The following is a 16,273-nucleotide window of genomic DNA, read 5'->3' as shown; positions in this document are numbered from 1 at the left end:
ATGGGTGTAATAGTATCTGTACTAGTTGGAATTGCTTTAACTCTTCCAATAAGTAGTGCCGCTATATGTATAATGTTGAGTCTTAGTGGACTTGCAGGAGGAGCTGCTACAGTTGGATGCTGCTGCCAAATGGTAGGATTTGCTGTTATGAGCTTTAAAGAAAATGGTGTAGGTGGATTATTTGCACAAGGTCTAGGTACATCAATGCTACAAATGCCTAATATCATAAAAAACTGGAAGATATGGATTCCTCCAACATTAGCATCAGCGATTTTAGGGCCTCTATCTACTGTAGTATTTAAAATGGAAAATATTCCTATAGGTTCTGGTATGGGTACATGCGGTCTAGTCGGACAATTCGGTACAGTTACAGCCATGACTGAAGCTGGAAAAGGTGGAATGATGATGTGGGTTGGAATTTTACTACTAAACTTCATACTACCTGCTGTAGTGACTTTGATAATATCAGAATTTATGAGATCTAAAAACTGGATAAAACCTGGTGATTTAAAATTAGATATCTAGAAATTAAATTTATATTAAATAAAACAAAAAGGCTATTAAATAGCCTTTTTATTTTATTACAGCATTAACTAACCATTTTAATGCTCCATCTGTTTCTTTCCATAATTCGAAGTTTTCATTGTAGTAATAAGTAGCTTCTGTGTATAATACAGGATCAATTATTGAACCAGACATTCTTAAAGCAGCAGTCCATTGCATTAAAAATAATCCTATGTATTTATTTTTCTTAACTCCTGATTTTACTGAATCCTTAGCAAAGTATAGATTTCCGTTTTTGAAGTAATATAAACCTTTAAAATAATCCCATTGAGCAGAGTCTTCATTTTTAAATCTTAAGAACAATTCATTTACAGCTTTTCTATCGTTTTGTTTTATTAATATATGAATCAATTTAAATCTATTTCCTTGGTTATCCTCTTCGTCCATATCTAATAGTAATTCTAATATAGATCTCGCTTCTTCGTAATTTTTATAAGTCATCAATAAAACCGCCAAATCTTGTGATGCTATCATATATGGTCTAGCAGAAACATTATGCCAATAATTAGTTGTATTTTCTTCGTCTTGTATCATTTCTTTTGCAACTGCCATAGCTTCTTGTAAATATTCTAATCTATCTGCAAAAGGTAAATCCTCATGTGCTAATCCCATTAGAGCTTTGTATTTTGATTCTTTAAGCTCTTCTTCAGTTAATTCTTTTTGAGGCTCTAATTTTATATCTTCAAGATTTACAGTTTCTATCTTTGAGCTTTGAGCTTTATCATTTTGTACTTCTTCTACTTTTTCTGCTTCTTTTTCAGATGCAACTTCTTGATTTTCATCGAGTAAATTTCTTAAAATTTCTGATTTGCTTTTTATAGTTTTTGAGCTAACTCCTGTTTTTTCAGAAAAAGCCTTTTTAGTTATGTACATAGGGTGTTTTCTTTTAAACATTTCGTTATCTTCTAATACTATATTTAATATAGAAGCTACCCATATATCGCATCTAGATGAATTCAATAAATCTTGGTCTTTTTGTTCTATTTTTTTTAAAACATCTAGACTCATATCTTTATATTGTTCATTTAAATTTTGTTTACAATATTCTATTATTGCATCTCTAATTTCATTAATTCTGTCCTTCATCATATCCTCCCATATCAAATCTTTAACCTATATTATTATAACATACTTATATAATTTATCATATCTTATATATATATGTCAAAAGTTGAATATTTGCATATTTTACCATTCATTTAGCATGGTATTTTTTTAATTAGATATAAAAGTAATTGATTTTAAAAATAAATATTTTTCGAATAGATATATCAGAAATTTATATATTTTATAGGATAAAATTATTTTTTTTGGAAATAATACTAAACATATAAAATATTGATTTTAAAGTAGGCGGTGTTTTATGAATAATTTTAAAAAAACATTATTAAATGAATTACCTGAATTTAAGGATTACACTTTAAATTTTTTAAATGGAAATATATCTAAAATGCAGTACAAAAGCTTCTCCGGTGGATACGGTGTATACGCCCAAAGAGATAAAAAATCATTTATGATAAGACTTAGAACCTCATGTGGTGTTATATCTAGATGTCAGCTACATACTATATACCAAATGGCAAATAAACACAACTTAGAGTCTATACACTTGACAACTAGACAGGCGATACAATTACATGATTTAGATGTAGATGCAGTCGTTGATATAATGAAAACCGGTATAGAAAAATGTATATTTACAAGAGGGGGCGGTGGAAATTACCCTAGAAATGTAGGTCTATCACCTCTGTCTGGAGTTGATACAGAGGATATCTTCGATGTGACTCCATATGCTCTAGCTACTGATAAGTATTTTTTAAATAAAATTACGACTTATCATCTCCCTAGAAAGCTCAAGGTCTCTTACTCAAGCTCTGATAAAGATTTTGCACATGCAACTGTTCAGGATTTGGGATTCGTAGCTACTACTAAAAACGGTAAGCCGTATTTTAAATTGTACGTAGGAGGAGGTCTCGGCAGAAATCCTCGACTTGGCATAAAGCTTGACGAGCTAGTGAATACTTGCGACGTGCTTTATTACGTAGAGGGTCTTACAGAATTTTTTGCAAAGGAGGGAAACTACGAAAACAAAAATAGAGCTAGATTAAGATATTTAGTAGAAGATTTTGGTGAAGAGGAATTCATAAATAAATTCAAAAAATACGTAGACGAACAAAAGCAAAGTAAAAATTTAAAAATAAACCCAACTCCTATAGATTATAATAAAGAAGGTTCACCTATAGACTGCACAAATCCTAGATTAATAAAGCAAAAGCAGCCAAATTTATATACAGTCTATATTCATCCAGTCGGAGGTATATACAAATTAAAAAATTTGAAGTCCTTGCTATATGAACTAGATAAAATAAAAAATCCTATAATAAGAATCGGCATGATGGAGGAAATGTATATACTCAACCTAGATGGAAACGAAGCCAAGAAAATTTTAGAAATCACAGAAAATACGAGCGGCTCAACACTGCTTGAAAACAGTATTTCCTGTATAGGAACACCTATATGCCAAATGGGAATTTGCGACAGCCAAAAAATGCTTTCGGATATAATAACCCATTTTAAAATAAATAGCAGAGACCATAAAAATCTAGAGGTAATGCCTAAAATCTATATCTCTGGATGTGGAAATTCCTGTGGGGTTCACCAAATAGGATGCATTGGGTTTACCGGTAGAATGAAAAAAATCGACAATATCCCTACACACTGCTTTGAAATGAGTATAAACGGCAAATTCGCTGTAGGTGAGTCAAAATTAGGTGAAACTGTAGGCGAATTTAAATGCGATGATATTCCAGCTATGCTATACGAAATAAGTGAAAAGCTTGTGGAAAAAAATATCAACTTTAAATCCTTGACACAAAATTATCGCGAGGAGTTCAATAAAATAATCGATAAGTACAACCTTGTATAAATTTAAAAAGCTGTAGAAAATCCATATCTACAGCTTTTATATTGAAATTTTTATAAATTACCTAGCTTCTATAAATTAATTACTACAGCTAAAAATACTAATTCTTCGTCTCCTGTATTTTCAATGTAGTGTTTCGCGTCAATAGTATAGATAACGTCGCCTTGTCCTACTTCGACGATTTCTTCGCCATCTAAAACCTCACCTTTTCCGCTTAATATGTAATATACTTCAAAGTCTTCTCTGTGTTCATGCATACCAATTGAAGCGCCTACTGGTACAGTTATTTTTGAAAATACCTTCGCTTGATCCTTTAGCTCTTCACCTTCAAGTATCAATTCACGAGTTATTTCTCCTTTTCCACCTGCAATAGGCCCTACAGTTTTTGTCAATTCATTTTTTCTCTTTATCATCTGCATATCTCCTTTAAAATTTACTTTAAATAATTACACTTATATTACATAATATCACAGCTTTAAAAATTTTAACATGGCTATATACTCTTTTTTCTAATTTTTTATATCTACATTGTACTTGCTGTACAAGTCTTGCATTAAAGTAGTTTGCTTAGTATTTTTAAGAGTCGTAATTAAATCGTCCTTAACATCGTCAAAAGCTTGTTGCTTTTCACCTGTTTTCTTTATTATATGGTATCCAGAAGTCGTCTCTACTACTTCAGGATAGATTTCACCGTTTTTTAGAGAAAATGCCGCCTTTGAGAATGAACTCACCATATCGTCTCCAGTGAAATAGCCTAAATCTCCTCCACTAGAAGCAGAAGAGTCATCTGAAAATTCCTTTGCTAATGAAGCAAAATCTTCTCCATCTAATGCCAATTTTAAAACCTCTTCGGCAGTTTGTTTGTTTTTCTTCTTTTGTTCGTCACTTACCTCTTTATTATCGCTATCGTAATTTGAAATCAATATATGAGAAGCTCTAATTTGTTTATAGTCGTCTTTATTTTTTTCGTAGTAATTTTTTGCCTCTTGCTCAGTCACATTACTGTAATCTTCTAGATAAGCTGCTCCCATCAATTCCTTTTTTATACGCTCCTTTAACTTTTCTTCTGTTAGGTTGAATTTTTTCAAATATTCTTCTTCAGTTAAATTATACTGAGAATTTATACTGCTTATAGTCTGATCGTAGTTTTGTTGTACCTGATCATCTGTGACTTCTACGTTGTTTTCTTTTGCTTCTTTATATAAAACCTCCATGTTGACCATGTATTCAAGCATAGTAGATTCATATGAAGAAATTTCTGAATCACTTAATTTTTGAAGTCCATTTGAATAGAAAATCGGCTCCATGACAGTTTTTAAGTCTTTTCCTGTTATTTTTTCGCCATCTATAGTTGCGTATACTTGGCTGTTAGAATAATATCTATGGCTAGCCGGCAAAAGTCTACCATACTCCATACCTCCGTAAAAAGCCCCTCCGATTGCACATACTAATACAAATACTAAGGCAACCTTTTTCATTATTTTTCTTTCTCTTTTTTCATTTTCGTCCATAATAACAATTTTATCTTCGGACGATGAAATCTCGTTGGATTTTATAGTGTTATTATCGACCTTTTTATTTTTTTTAAACATCCGATCCTCCCAAATAATTTTAAAATGGACTAAGATTTAATTTAGTCCATTCGAATTTATCTATTATTTTATAATAAAAACCTTAATTTATTCTTATTTAATTATTACTTTTTCTAAATCATACGGAACAAATACATTTCCGCCGAAAACAGATTTTGCTTCATCTGTATATAATTTCTTTCGTTTTTCTAAATCTGTATCCTCAGTATGATATAAAAGTAAATTTTTTATATTTAATTTATCTGCACATTTTCCAGCATCTAGAGCTGTACTGTGGTGCTTTTGATATGGTTTAAATTTTTCCCTGTCATCGTATAGACAATAAGCTTCAGAAAGCATCCAGTCGCAATTTTGTACATATTTTTTATTTACTTCATTGTAAGGCTCATCTCCAAGGCAAGCCAATGTCTTGCCGTCTTCAAACGTCAATTTAAATCCAAATTGCTTTTTCTTTGTCGATTTTATATCGAAAAACTCTGTTTTAATCCCCATAATATCGACTTCTTCTCCATCGACTACCTCTTGGATATAAATCCCATCTCCAATAAATTTAAGAAACTTCTCTGGAAAAAGGAGTTCACAAAATGTTTGAATTATTTTGATCGCTTCATCATGGCAATATATAGTAAATTTTCCAGTATATTTTTGAGTGGTCATCATCATGGCAATTTTTCTTATTATCCAAATTGCTCCCAATATATGGTCGGTATGTCCATGTGTCAAAATCAAATTATGGATGTCAGTGTATTCAATTTCCAGTTTTTCCAGCTGTGCCATAATCCCATTTCCACCGCCAGAATCTACCATCAAATATTCATCTTCTTTTTTTAATAAAAAACATGTATTATAGCATCTTGTGACCATAGCATGTCCTGTCCCCAGCATAATTAATTCTTTTGTCATTTTTAATACCTCTTTTTGATTTTTACGTAATTTTAACTAATGCATAAAAATTATACATTTCAAATAAGCACATCTTGCTATACAATCGCTCAATTGATCGAGTATCTTATATGCATAGTCTACTTTTATCTCTTTTAAAAGCTCCGGATCTTTGCGTTTAAAATAATTTAATTTAAACGAATCCTTTGCATTTATCGCTTTATTAGTAACATAAAATAAATCATCTTGTATTAATTCTTTATCCTTTGAATTATTTTCTATGTTATATTCTATTTCATTTAACTCCTCTACAATTTGTTTTATCATCAATTCATATGTTTTCATATAATACCTCACATATCAACTTTCTAGTCTTTATAATTATACCATTTTATAAAAAAGTCTTCAGTTAAAATTTTAAATTTTATATTTGTTATTTATTTACCTTCAATTTATGATAAAATTTTTTTAAGAGTTGATATTTTATTTTACAAAAGACTAATATCATTAAAAAAATAATTGAATATGATAATTAGTAAAACAATTGAATTTAGAAACGAGGGGAGTAACTATGGATTTCAACGAAAAAATTAGAAATTTTATAAGCAGAATTGAAACAATAAAAGACACACTTACTACAGAAGAGGCCACAAAAACAGCTCTAATAATGCCCTTTTTTCAATTATTAGATTACGATGTTTTTAATCCAATGGAATTCGTTCCTGAGTATGTAGCGGATATAGGCGTTAAAAAAGGTGAAAAAGTAGATTATGCAATTATTCGAAATGGCAAACCAGTTATAATAATTGAAGCTAAGTCTGTGACAGATAAACTAAAAAACATGATACACAGCTAATGAGATACTTTTCTGTAACAGAAGCTAAATTTGCAATACTAACAAATGGTATTAATTACAAGTTTTTTACAGATTTAGAGCAAACAAATATGATGGATAAAAAACCATTCCTTGAAATAAACTTATTAGATATAGATGATAATGAAATATTACAATTAAAAAAATTTGCCAAAAATACATTTAATCTCGAAGCAATTTCTTCCACAGCTTCAAACTTAAAATATATAGATAATATAAACAATAGATTAAAAGAAGAATTAGAAGCTCTTGAAATGATAAGGGAAATTTTATCAGATGTAGTTGATAAGGAAGATATTACATATAAAAGTACAAAAAGTTATTTTGGAATTAACTATAAAAATAACAGTAATAATTGGATATGTAGATTGTTCTTATATAGAAAAAATCAAATGGGAATACACATTCCTAATGAAAATAAAGAACCTATAAAATACGATTTTGATGAAATGAGCGATTTAAAAGAAATTAAACCTCTACTTGAAGAAATTGTTAAAAGATATATTTAATAAAAAATCTAGAGAAATAATTTATCAAAAGTGGATTTCTCTAGCTTTTCTTTCTGTGAATTCACTGACGAAACAAGTATTTGAACCAAAATTACACTAAATCAGGATCAATGTCATTATCACCCATACCGAGTAATTTCAACGGTTTAAGTGCTGGACCATTCAAAACTGTCCCGTCATAATTAAATCTAGAACCATGACACGGGCAATCCCAGCTATGTTCAAAGCTATTAAATTCTAGCTCACACCCCAAATGCGTACAAGTTATATCTACGACAAACACCTTGCCGTCCTTATCTTTATAAGCTCCGTATTTATCTCCATTTATAATCACGACTTTTCCCTCTTCTTTTTTTAAATCTAATTCAGTGCTTCCGTTTTTTATCTTTCCTTTTATATAATCGTAAGCCATTATAGTATTTTCTTTTAAATAGTTAAAATTTAAATAGCTTCCTGCTCTAGATGGATTAAATAATTCTTCGTAATCAGAGCCACCATTTACAATTAAATCTCTAAAAACCATAGCCGCTACAGCAGAAGTGCTTATACCCCATTTACAAAATCCAGTCGCTATATAGATATTTTCTTCGCTGTTTATACGCCCTATGTAAGGTATGTTGTCTGTGGTTATATAGTCTTGCGTAGACCATTTGTATTTGATAGTGCCTATTTTAAAATTATTTTTTGCAAAATCTACAATTTTATCGAATATCTCTTTTTCATCATCGCATTTTCCTGTTTTATGGTCAAACCCTCCACAAATCAAGTAATCTTGCCCTTTATCGATGTATGTCCTTATAGTCTTTGAAGGTTCTTCTACATTTATAAACATACCCTTTGCAATAGGCTTGTTGAGCTTTGATAGTGTTAGATAAGATCTAGAGGCCTTTTGTTTTGAAAAATAAAATCTTAAGCCATCATACCACGGGTTAGAAGAAGCTATAATCAGCGTTTTTGTTTTTATCTCAATACCATCTTTTGCTTTTACTATATAAGTATCCCCTTCTCTAGTTAGACCTACAACAGGTGTATTTTCATATATAGAAACGCCCTTAGATTCGTCGATTTGAGCTAACTTGTCGATGTATTTTTTTGTGTTAAATTGTGCTTGATCGTCTAATCTAAGCGCTGCCTTCACATCTAGAGGAAAGTTCTCTATATCATTCAAATACTCATATGGTATTTGTAATCTCTCACACGTGTTGTATTCCTGCTTAATTTGATTTACATAATCTTCGTCTTCTGTAAATATATAATTAGGAAGCTTTTCAAAATTGCAGTCTATATCGTATTCGTTTATTATTTCTTCTATTAATTTAACGCCTTTTTGATTTGCTTCATAGTAGAGTTTCGCCTTTTCGTCTCCGTACTTTTTGCTTATCTTGTCGTAAATCAAGCCGTGTGAAGATGTTATCTTGCCGGTATTTCTGCCTGATGATCCATATCCAACTTTGTCGGCGTCGATTATGGTGATTTTTTTATCTTGACCAGCAAGTAAATATGCCGTATGTAGTCCTGTAAGACCTGCACCTACTATCAAGTAGTCAGTTTCAATATTTTTATCTAAAGTGGGATAATCTATATTTTCTGAGTTCAATATCCAAAATGAATTTTCCATAGTAAACACCTTTCTTTATATCAAATTTTATACGATATTATTGTTTACTATTTTTAGCAAAATTATTTATAATTTGAAAAAAAAACTACCACAAGCGATAACTCATGGTAGTAAAAGTGGGGTTGTTTATTTATGGCTTAAATCTATATTATATTGTTTTAAATTTAGTTAGCTTTGTTTTTTCTAAGTACACCTAATATAACTGCTCCTACTACTGAACCTACTACTAAAGCAACTAGGTACATCAAAGGATTTGTTATAACTGGTAATACGAATAATCCACCGTGTGGTGCTCTAGATCCACATCCAAATGCCATTGATAAGGCACCTGCTACAGCTGATCCAATTACACAAGAAGGTATAACTCTCGCTGGATCTCCTGCTGCAAATGGTATTGCACCTTCTGTTATAAATGATGCACCCATTACATAGTTTACTATACCTGATTTTCTTTCACTTTCTGTGAATCTATCCTTGAAGATAGTAGTTGCAAGTGCTATTGCTAGAGGAGGAACCATACCACCTATCATAACTGCTGCCATTATTCCAAATTGTTCTGGACCTGCATTTGCAACAGTAAGCTGTGCAGTACCAAATACGTAAGCCGCTTTGTTGAATGGTCCACCCATGTCAATTGCCATCATTCCAGCTAATATAGCACCTAATAATATCTTACTACTTCCACTCATTGATGCTAGGAAGTTGTTAAGTCCTGAGTTTATAGCTCCAACTGCTGGATTTATAGCCATCATGAATAATGCCATTAGAAGTATTCCAAATAGAGGGTAAAGTAAAACTGGTTTTATACCTTCTAATGATGCTGGTAATTTAGAGAATAATTTTTTAAGTAAAACTACTATATATCCACCTACAAAACCTGCGATTAGTGCACCTATAAATCCTGAGCTTACAGGGTTAGAATTTGCAAAATCCATTAAATTATTAAATGCATATCCATCTTTTGCTAAAACTCCACCTACGAAACCTACTGCTAAACCTGGTCTATCAGCTATACTCATAGCGATATATCCTGCTAATATTGGAAGCATGAAGTTAAATGCTTGGCCACCTACAGTTTTGAAAAATGCTGCTAATGGTGTATTCATACCGAAGTTCGCTGGGTTTATGCTATAGTCATCTAGTAAGAAAGCTATTGCTATTAGTATACCTCCACCTACGACAAATGGTAGCATGTGAGATACACCGTTCATTAGGTCTTTATAGAATTTTCTACCTAGACCTTCTTTTTCATTTGATTCTTCTTCAGCTACTTCAGCTCCATCTGCATGGTATATTGGAGCATCTCCCTTTACTGCTCTTTCTAGTAATTCATCAGCTTTATGTATTCCATCGGCAACCTTAGTTATTATTACTTTTTTGCCGTCAAATCTCGCCATTTCTACTTTTTTATCAGCTGCAACTATTATACATTTTGCATGTTCTATTTCTTCTTTAGTTAAAGCGTTTTTGATTCCTCCAGAACCGTTAGTTTCGACCTTTACTGTTATTCCCTTTTCTTCACCCTTGTTAGATAAGCTTTCTGCTGCCATGAAAGTATGTGCTATACCTGTTGGGCAGGCAGTAACTGCTAGAACCTCTGGATATCCATCATTTGATTTTGCTTCTGTTGTTTCAGCTTTGGCTTCTTCCTTTTGTTCTTCAGGGAATTTTTCAGTTTCTTTTTGATCTATTAATGATAAGAATTCATCTACACTCTTTGAATCGATTAGGCTGTTTTTGAAGTCTGCATCCATTAATATTGTAGATAATCTCGATAATACTTCTAAGTGAGTGTTATTTGCTCCATCTGGTGCAGCTATCATAAAGAATAAGTTTGATAAGCTGCCGTCAAAAGCTTCGTAATCTATTCCTTCTTTTGTTATACCTGCAGCTAGGCAAGCTTTTTTAACTGCCTTTGTCTTAGCGTGAGGTATTGCTATTCCTTCTCCTACTGCAGTTGTGCTTAATTCTTCACGAGCAAGTATTGCTTCTTTGTATTCTTGCTTGTCGTTTAAATTTCCACTTGCATTTACTAAGTCGACCATTTCATCTATTACATCTGGTTTTGTCTTAGATGAAAGGTTTAGCTTTATAGATTCTTTTGATAATAAATCTGTTATTCTCATAATCTTACTCCTTTTTATTATTTTATATATTAGTCCTTATTATTACTAGGAATTTTAATCTTTATAAATTATCTATTTTTTTCAACGTTTATTTCTTTTACTAATTTATCTATAAATTCTCTAGATGCTAGATCTGAAGAAAATGCTGTCGCTCCTCCACTTGCTGCACCGAGTCTTAATGCTTCTTCATAGCTACCTGTCTTTAAATATCCACTTACAAATCCTGCTACCATTGAGTCCCCAGCTCCAACTGAGTTTATAACCTCGCCCTTTGCAACGCTGCTTATAAATACCTCGTCATCTTCTGAAACTAGTAGTGCTCCATTACCTCCCATAGATATTAGAACGTTTTGAGCTCCCATTTCTTTTAATTTTCTAGCGTAGAAAATTACGTCTTCTGTTGATTTTAATTCTACATCGAACATTTCAGCTAGTTCGTGGTTATTTGGCTTTATTAAAAATGGTCTGTATTTTAATACATTTAAAAGTAAGTTCTTAGTCGCATCTACTACTACCTTGATGTCCTTTGAATTCACTCTTTCCATTATTTTTTCGTATAATTTTTCATCTAAGCATGATGGGATACTTCCTGATAATATTAAGATATCTCCATCAACTAACCTATCTATAATTGCGTAAAACTCTTTTAATTCTTCCTCGCTTATTTTAGGACCTTGTCCATTTATTTCTGTCTCTTCATTGCTCTTTATCTTTACATTGATTCTTGTAAATCCTTCTTTTACTTTTATAAACTCAGATTTTAAATTTAAATCCTTTAAGGAATTCACTATGTAATCTCCTGTAAATCCACTTACAAATCCCAACGCTATGTTGTCGTTGTCTAGACTTTTTAATATTCTAGTTACGTTTATTCCCTTTCCACCTGGATAGACATGCTCTTCAGAAACTCTATTAACTTTTCCCTTTGTCAAGTTGTCTACTTTTATGACATAATCTATAGATGGATTAAGTGTTACTGTATATATCATTTCCAAGCCTCCTCTATATTATTTGTGCTCGTTTTCTTTTGTTTTATTCTATGTTTTAATAATAAACTAAATTTATTTTTTCAAAAAGGCAAAAAATTTCTCTTAATTAAAAGAGAAATTTATCGCTTTTTCCATTTTTTTCAATTGTATGTTTTTAAAAGCATTGAAATTACTAGGTTTTACTTAGCAATTTCAACATGCTTAAAAATTTAAATTTTTAAAACATCTTTATAAATTTTTCATAATTTTTGTTTTCGCAAATGCTTATTACCTTTGATACTGAGCCCACTTGCTTGTATATTATCGAAAACAACCTCTCGTAGTCGAATATTTCATCCTTGTCGATAGCTAAAGTCAAAATCAGTCTGACCTCTCCTAAAGTCCAATGTATAGGCTTGTCTAGTATTCCAACTGCTATTTTATTTTTTAAAATCTTGCCATTAGCGCCGTGTGGAAGCGCCACCATGTTTCCTATTTCTGTAGTGGCTATTTTCTCCCTATCGAAAAATGAGTTTTTCATATCCTCATCTATTGCTCCTTTTTCTAGGAGCTTACCCCCTAGAAAATCAATGACCTCTTCCTTCGTTTTAAATTTCAAATCAGTGAAAAACAGTTCTCTGTCAAATAGCTCTCTAGGCTCAACTTCCTTATAAATTTTACCTGTTTTCATAAATTTCTCGATTATTTTCACTTCATTGTCGTTCAAAAGAGGAGAAACTGTTATTACAGGCACTCTTTCAAATTTCATATCTACTGTAGATATTATAAAATCAACCTCTAAGGCGTTTATGTAATCTATTAAATAAGCAGGTATTATTTTTACTATTTCTATTTTATCCTCGAATAAATACTCTAGCTTGTTTTTTATAAGCATAGAGGTACCTATTCCAGATACGCATACGATTATGACTTTAAATACCTTTTTCTTTTGGTTGTGAGCGCATCTTTCTATTGCACCGCCGACATGTACTGCTATATTCGATATCTCTTCGTCGTCTAATTTTAGGTCTAGCTCTTCTTCTATTGTTTTTTTGGCTATTTTACCTAGTTCGTATGCATAAGGGTATTTTATCCTTATATCGACTGGCAGTACTCCATACTGGTTTATGCCTAGCTTCATCTTTTTGTAGATGCTGTTTATATGATCGTAGAGACATTTTTCAAAAATCTCATCGTTGCTGATATCTATAGATGTCGCTATTTTCAAGTTTTTGCAGAATTTTTTTATCGCGCCGAGTATTTTTTCTTTGTTTTTGTCGTCGTTCATTATCTGCTCTCTCTGAACTATATAATCGTTGATATACTGTTCTATAAACTCGTTTTCCTCTTGATTACTTCTGCTCAATTTTATAAATATTATACTGCACAGGTTTTTAAACTCTGTATCGCTTAAAACCAAGTGCTTGCTGCTTAAAATACTTAAAATTATGTTTTTCAGATTAAACATATTATCGGCTACTCTATCAGTTAAAAAGTCCTTTAAATTTAAATCATTTTCCTTTTTAGAACATATATCGAGTATAAATCTTATTATATCCTCTTCTTCTGACTCTATCGCTATACCCTGTTTGTGCTTTGAGACTATAGAGATATTGTATTTTTTCAAAATAGATTTTACTTCTTTTAAATCGTTTTTTACTGTAGAGACGCTGATATACATCGAATCCGCCAGTTCCTCTAGCTTTATAGTATTATCTTCTTTTGTAGTTAGATTTATCAAGCTTTTTATAATGTAATCGATTCTGTCTACATTTCCCAAATATTGACTTGGAATAGTTATGTGATCAAATGAGCCTTCTATTTTATATCCTATTCCACGAATTGATACTATTTTTCCATCCTTGCTGTTTTTATTTATATCCTTTATCTCACTTTGTATAGTTTTTGTAGAACATCCAATTTCTTCACTAAGAGCTAAACTACTAACAGGATCTTTGGAATTTTTTAATATTTCAATTATATTCAAGGCTCTTATACTATAAATAATGAAAATCAACCCCTTTAAAAGTTAAGTAGTACTTCGTATCCTTACACTATTACTTCTTTTTCAAACTTGCCAGCGCTGCAAAAGGATTGTTAAACGCTTCCATGTCTTTATTTTGGTTTTTCAAATATTTATTTATATCTTTTTTAGAAGCTTTTCCCTTCTCTTCTGCTTTTCTCTTGTTAAATGAAGATAATTTTTCTCTATATCCACAGCTGCATGTAAATATTTTACCTTCTCCCTCGCCTTTTAGTTCAAGTCTTTTGTGGCAGTTAGGACATCTAGCGTTTGTAGTTTGAGAAATTAATTTTCTAGTGTTACATTCCCTATCCTCACAAATTAGCATCTTTCCTCTTTTGCCGTTTACTTCTAACATAAATTTACCACAATTTGGGCACTTGTTTCTAGTCAGGTTGTCGTGTTTAAATTTATTTTCGCTATTTTTTATTTCCTTTACAATAGTTTTTGAGTAATTTTTCATTTCGTTTATAAAATCACTCTTTTTGCTCTTTCCTTTAGATATATCTGTCAATGTCTTTTCCCATTTTGCTGTAAGAGATGGACTTTTTAGGTCTGTTGGAGCTAAGTCTAGTAGCTGTCTTCCCTTTGATGTAGTGTGAATTTCTTTGTTTTTTAATTCGACAAAGAACGAATTAAATAGCTTTTCTATTATGTCTGCTCTAGTAGCTACAGTTCCTAGGTTGTGCTTTTCCATTTCTGTAAGCAAAGTCGCTTCAGTTAAGTATGAAGGCGGTTTTGTCTTTTTGCTTTCTATCTTCACACTCTCTATTTTTAAGTTATCGTCTATAAGCACGTCTACTGCTGAATCTATTATATCGTCGTCTTCGTAATTATAGTTTTCTCTCCAGCCTAGTTTTTTGATTTTATTGCCCTTAGCTGTAAATGTCTCGCCTTTGCAGACTGCCTTTATCGTAGTTTGTTCGTATTCAAAAGGCGGACATAGCACGCTTAGAAATCTCTTGACTACTAAATCGTAAATTTTTCTCTCTTTGTCAGATAAATCACCTAAAAATACTCTCTCCTCAGTTGGGATTATAGCGTGGTGATCGCCTACCTTTGAGTTGTCTACAAATGATTTATTCGGCTTTATTTTAGTCTTTAGTAGCTTTGTACAGACCTTTGAGTATTCGCTCGTATTTACAGCCTTGATTCTGTCCTTTAAGGTATCTACTATATCGTCTGTCAGATATCTAGAATCTGTTCTCGGATATGTAAGCACCTTGTGATGCTCGTATAATTTTTGCATAATAGACAGCGTCTCCTTAGCTGAGTATCCAAAGATTTTATTTGCATCTCTTTGAAGCTCTGTCAAATCGTAAAGAGCTGGTGAGTACTTCTTCTTTTCTGATTTTTTTACTTCTACAATTTTTAAATCTTGATTTACTATTTTTTTCTTTATATTTTCTATTTTTTCTTTGTTAAAAGTCGTAGTCGAGTTATTTTTATCTGTCCAAGATAATTTTAAAAAGCTACCTCCCTTTTCAGCTAGTACATCTAATGTGTAGTAGTCCTTTGGCTTGAAGTTTTTTATTTCTTCTTCTCTTTTTAAAATCATCGCAAGTGTAGGCGTTTGGACTCTACCGCAAGACAAGCTCGCATTGTACTTCGTAGTAAGCGCTCTAGTTGCGTTTATCCCTACTATCCAGTCCGCCTCTGCCCTTGCTATTGCTGAGTAATACAGGTTGTTGTAGTCCCTCCCATCTCTTAGCTTTGAAAATCCTTCTTTTATAGCCTTGTCTGTGCTTGAAGATATCCATAGACGTTTAATAGGCTTTTTAACGTGGGCTTTTTCTATTATCCATCTCGCTACTAGCTCTCCTTCTCTACCTGCATCAGTAGCTATTACAACTTGTTTTACGTCATTTCTATTTAATTGAGCCTTTACTGTGTTAAATTGCTTTGAGGTCTTTTTTATTACGACTGTCTTTAATTCTTTAGGAAGTATTGGCAAATCGTTCATCTCCCAAGATTTGTATCTCTTGTCGTATACTTCTGGGTCAGCTAGTGTAACTAGGTGACCTAAAGCCCATGTCACGACGTATTTTTGACCTTCTATATATCCATTTTTCTCGTTTTTGCATCCTAAAACTCTAGCTATATCCCTTCCTACAGAAGGTTTTTCAGCTAAAACTAATATTTTTTCCATATTCTGTCCTTTCTAAAAAGCATATTGTATTAGTATATATTATCA

General features: G+C 31.8%; 14 protein-coding genes. 4 read left to right on the top strand and 10 right to left on the bottom strand.

The genetic code is table 11. The features are described 5' to 3' along the window. Positions 1-525 (top strand): PTS sugar transporter subunit IIC (locus MR593_RS10115; RefSeq protein ID WP_290692491.1); only part of this gene is annotated, 525 nt, incomplete at its 5' end. Between the two features lie 48 nt (positions 526-573). Here MR593_RS10115 and MR593_RS10110 read toward each other — a convergent pair. Next, entirely contained in the window at positions 574-1,650 is a 1,077-nt protein-coding gene (locus MR593_RS10110; protein ID WP_290692489.1) for a DUF6398 domain-containing protein, read from the bottom strand. 277 nt (positions 1,651-1,927) lie between these two features. Here MR593_RS10110 and MR593_RS10105 point away from each other — a divergent pair, with 277 nt between their 5' ends. After that, positions 1,928-3,490, top strand: a complete 1,563-nt coding sequence (locus tag MR593_RS10105) for a nitrite/sulfite reductase (RefSeq protein ID WP_290692488.1) — start codon at positions 1,928-1,930, stop codon at positions 3,488-3,490. A gap of 68 nt (positions 3,491-3,558) precedes the next feature. Here the strand turns inward: MR593_RS10105 and MR593_RS10100 are convergent, their stop codons facing one another. From MR593_RS10100 to MR593_RS10085, 4 genes are all read right to left on the bottom strand, one after another. Then, entirely contained in the window at positions 3,559-3,900 is a 342-nt protein-coding gene (locus MR593_RS10100) for a cupin domain-containing protein (RefSeq protein ID WP_290692486.1), read from the bottom strand. 96 nt (positions 3,901-3,996) lie between these two features. Then, positions 3,997-5,079, bottom strand: coding sequence for a peptidylprolyl isomerase (locus tag MR593_RS10095; RefSeq protein WP_290692484.1), 1,083 nt, complete (start codon positions 5,077-5,079; stop codon positions 3,997-3,999). 93 nt (positions 5,080-5,172) lie between these two features. Further along, a complete protein-coding gene (locus MR593_RS10090; protein ID WP_290692482.1) occupies positions 5,173-5,982 on the bottom strand; it encodes an MBL fold metallo-hydrolase in 810 nt (269 codons plus the stop codon). A 36-nt stretch (positions 5,983-6,018) separates the two neighbouring features. Next, complete coding sequence (locus MR593_RS10085; protein ID WP_290692480.1) at positions 6,019-6,306, bottom strand: hypothetical protein; 288 nt, start codon at positions 6,304-6,306, stop codon at positions 6,019-6,021. 226 nt (positions 6,307-6,532) lie between these two features. Between MR593_RS10085 and MR593_RS13515 the strand changes: the two genes are divergently transcribed. After that, positions 6,533-6,817 (top strand): type I restriction endonuclease, encoded by a 285-nt coding sequence (locus tag MR593_RS13515; protein WP_331474799.1) that lies wholly within the window; start codon positions 6,533-6,535, stop codon positions 6,815-6,817. Beyond that, positions 6,817-7,344, top strand: a complete 528-nt coding sequence (locus MR593_RS10080; RefSeq protein WP_331474798.1) for a hypothetical protein — start codon at positions 6,817-6,819, stop codon at positions 7,342-7,344. The genes MR593_RS13515 and MR593_RS10080 overlap by 1 nt, the downstream gene beginning before the upstream one ends. 91 nt (positions 7,345-7,435) lie before the next feature. Here the strand turns inward: MR593_RS10080 and MR593_RS10075 are convergent, their stop codons facing one another. The 5 genes from MR593_RS10075 to MR593_RS10055 all read right to left on the bottom strand — a co-directional run bounded on the left by MR593_RS10075 (position 7,436) and on the right by MR593_RS10055 (position 16,228). Next, positions 7,436-8,962, bottom strand: a complete 1,527-nt coding sequence (locus MR593_RS10075) for an FAD-dependent oxidoreductase (RefSeq protein ID WP_290692478.1) — start codon at positions 8,960-8,962, stop codon at positions 7,436-7,438. Positions 8,963-9,126: 164 nt separating this feature from the next. Next, positions 9,127-11,088, bottom strand: coding sequence for a PTS fructose transporter subunit IIABC (locus MR593_RS10070; RefSeq protein ID WP_290692476.1), 1,962 nt, complete (start codon positions 11,086-11,088; stop codon positions 9,127-9,129). A gap of 68 nt (positions 11,089-11,156) precedes the next feature. Further along, a complete protein-coding gene (gene pfkB / locus MR593_RS10065; protein ID WP_290692475.1) occupies positions 11,157-12,077 on the bottom strand; it encodes a 1-phosphofructokinase in 921 nt (306 codons plus the stop codon). A 217-nt stretch (positions 12,078-12,294) separates the two neighbouring features. Then, positions 12,295-14,043, bottom strand: coding sequence for a BglG family transcription antiterminator (locus MR593_RS10060; RefSeq protein WP_290692474.1), 1,749 nt, complete (start codon positions 14,041-14,043; stop codon positions 12,295-12,297). A gap of 70 nt (positions 14,044-14,113) precedes the next feature. Next, on the bottom strand, positions 14,114-16,228 hold the full coding sequence (locus MR593_RS10055; protein WP_290692473.1) for a DNA topoisomerase III: 2,115 nt from the start codon (positions 16,226-16,228) through the stop codon (positions 14,114-14,116). Between the last annotated feature and the right edge of the window lie 45 nt (positions 16,229-16,273).

It is taken from the genome of Intestinibacter sp. (genome assembly GCF_022780145.1).
Classification (GTDB): Bacteria; Bacillota; Clostridia; order Peptostreptococcales; family Peptostreptococcaceae; genus Intestinibacter.
This window is presented reverse-complemented; position numbering and strand designations above follow the sequence as displayed.

Excerpts from the sequence above, each read along its gene's own strand:
- MR593_RS10110 (WP_290692489.1), bottom strand. The coding sequence starts at position 1,650 with ATGAAGGACAGAATTAATGAAATTAGAGATGCAATAATAGAATATTGT.
- MR593_RS10105 (WP_290692488.1), top strand. The coding sequence starts at position 1,928 with ATGAATAATTTTAAAAAAACATTATTAAATGAATTACCTGAATTTAAG.
- MR593_RS10100 (WP_290692486.1), bottom strand. The coding sequence starts at position 3,900 with ATGATAAAGAGAAAAAATGAATTGACAAAAACTGTAGGGCCTATTGCA.
- MR593_RS10095 (WP_290692484.1), bottom strand. The coding sequence starts at position 5,079 with ATGTTTAAAAAAAATAAAAAGGTCGATAATAACACTATAAAATCCAAC.
- MR593_RS10090 (WP_290692482.1), bottom strand. The coding sequence starts at position 5,982 with ATGACAAAAGAATTAATTATGCTGGGGACAGGACATGCTATGGTCACA.
- MR593_RS10085 (WP_290692480.1), bottom strand. The coding sequence starts at position 6,306 with ATGAAAACATATGAATTGATGATAAAACAAATTGTAGAGGAGTTAAAT.
- MR593_RS13515 (WP_331474799.1), top strand. The coding sequence starts at position 6,533 with ATGGATTTCAACGAAAAAATTAGAAATTTTATAAGCAGAATTGAAACA.
- MR593_RS10080 (WP_331474798.1), top strand. The coding sequence starts at position 6,817 with ATGAGATACTTTTCTGTAACAGAAGCTAAATTTGCAATACTAACAAAT.
- MR593_RS10075 (WP_290692478.1), bottom strand. The coding sequence starts at position 8,962 with ATGGAAAATTCATTTTGGATATTGAACTCAGAAAATATAGATTATCCC.
- MR593_RS10070 (WP_290692476.1), bottom strand. The coding sequence starts at position 11,088 with ATGAGAATAACAGATTTATTATCAAAAGAATCTATAAAGCTAAACCTT.
- pfkB (WP_290692475.1), bottom strand. The coding sequence starts at position 12,077 with ATGATATATACAGTAACACTTAATCCATCTATAGATTATGTCATAAAA.
- MR593_RS10055 (WP_290692473.1), bottom strand. The coding sequence starts at position 16,228 with ATGGAAAAAATATTAGTTTTAGCTGAAAAACCTTCTGTAGGAAGGGAT.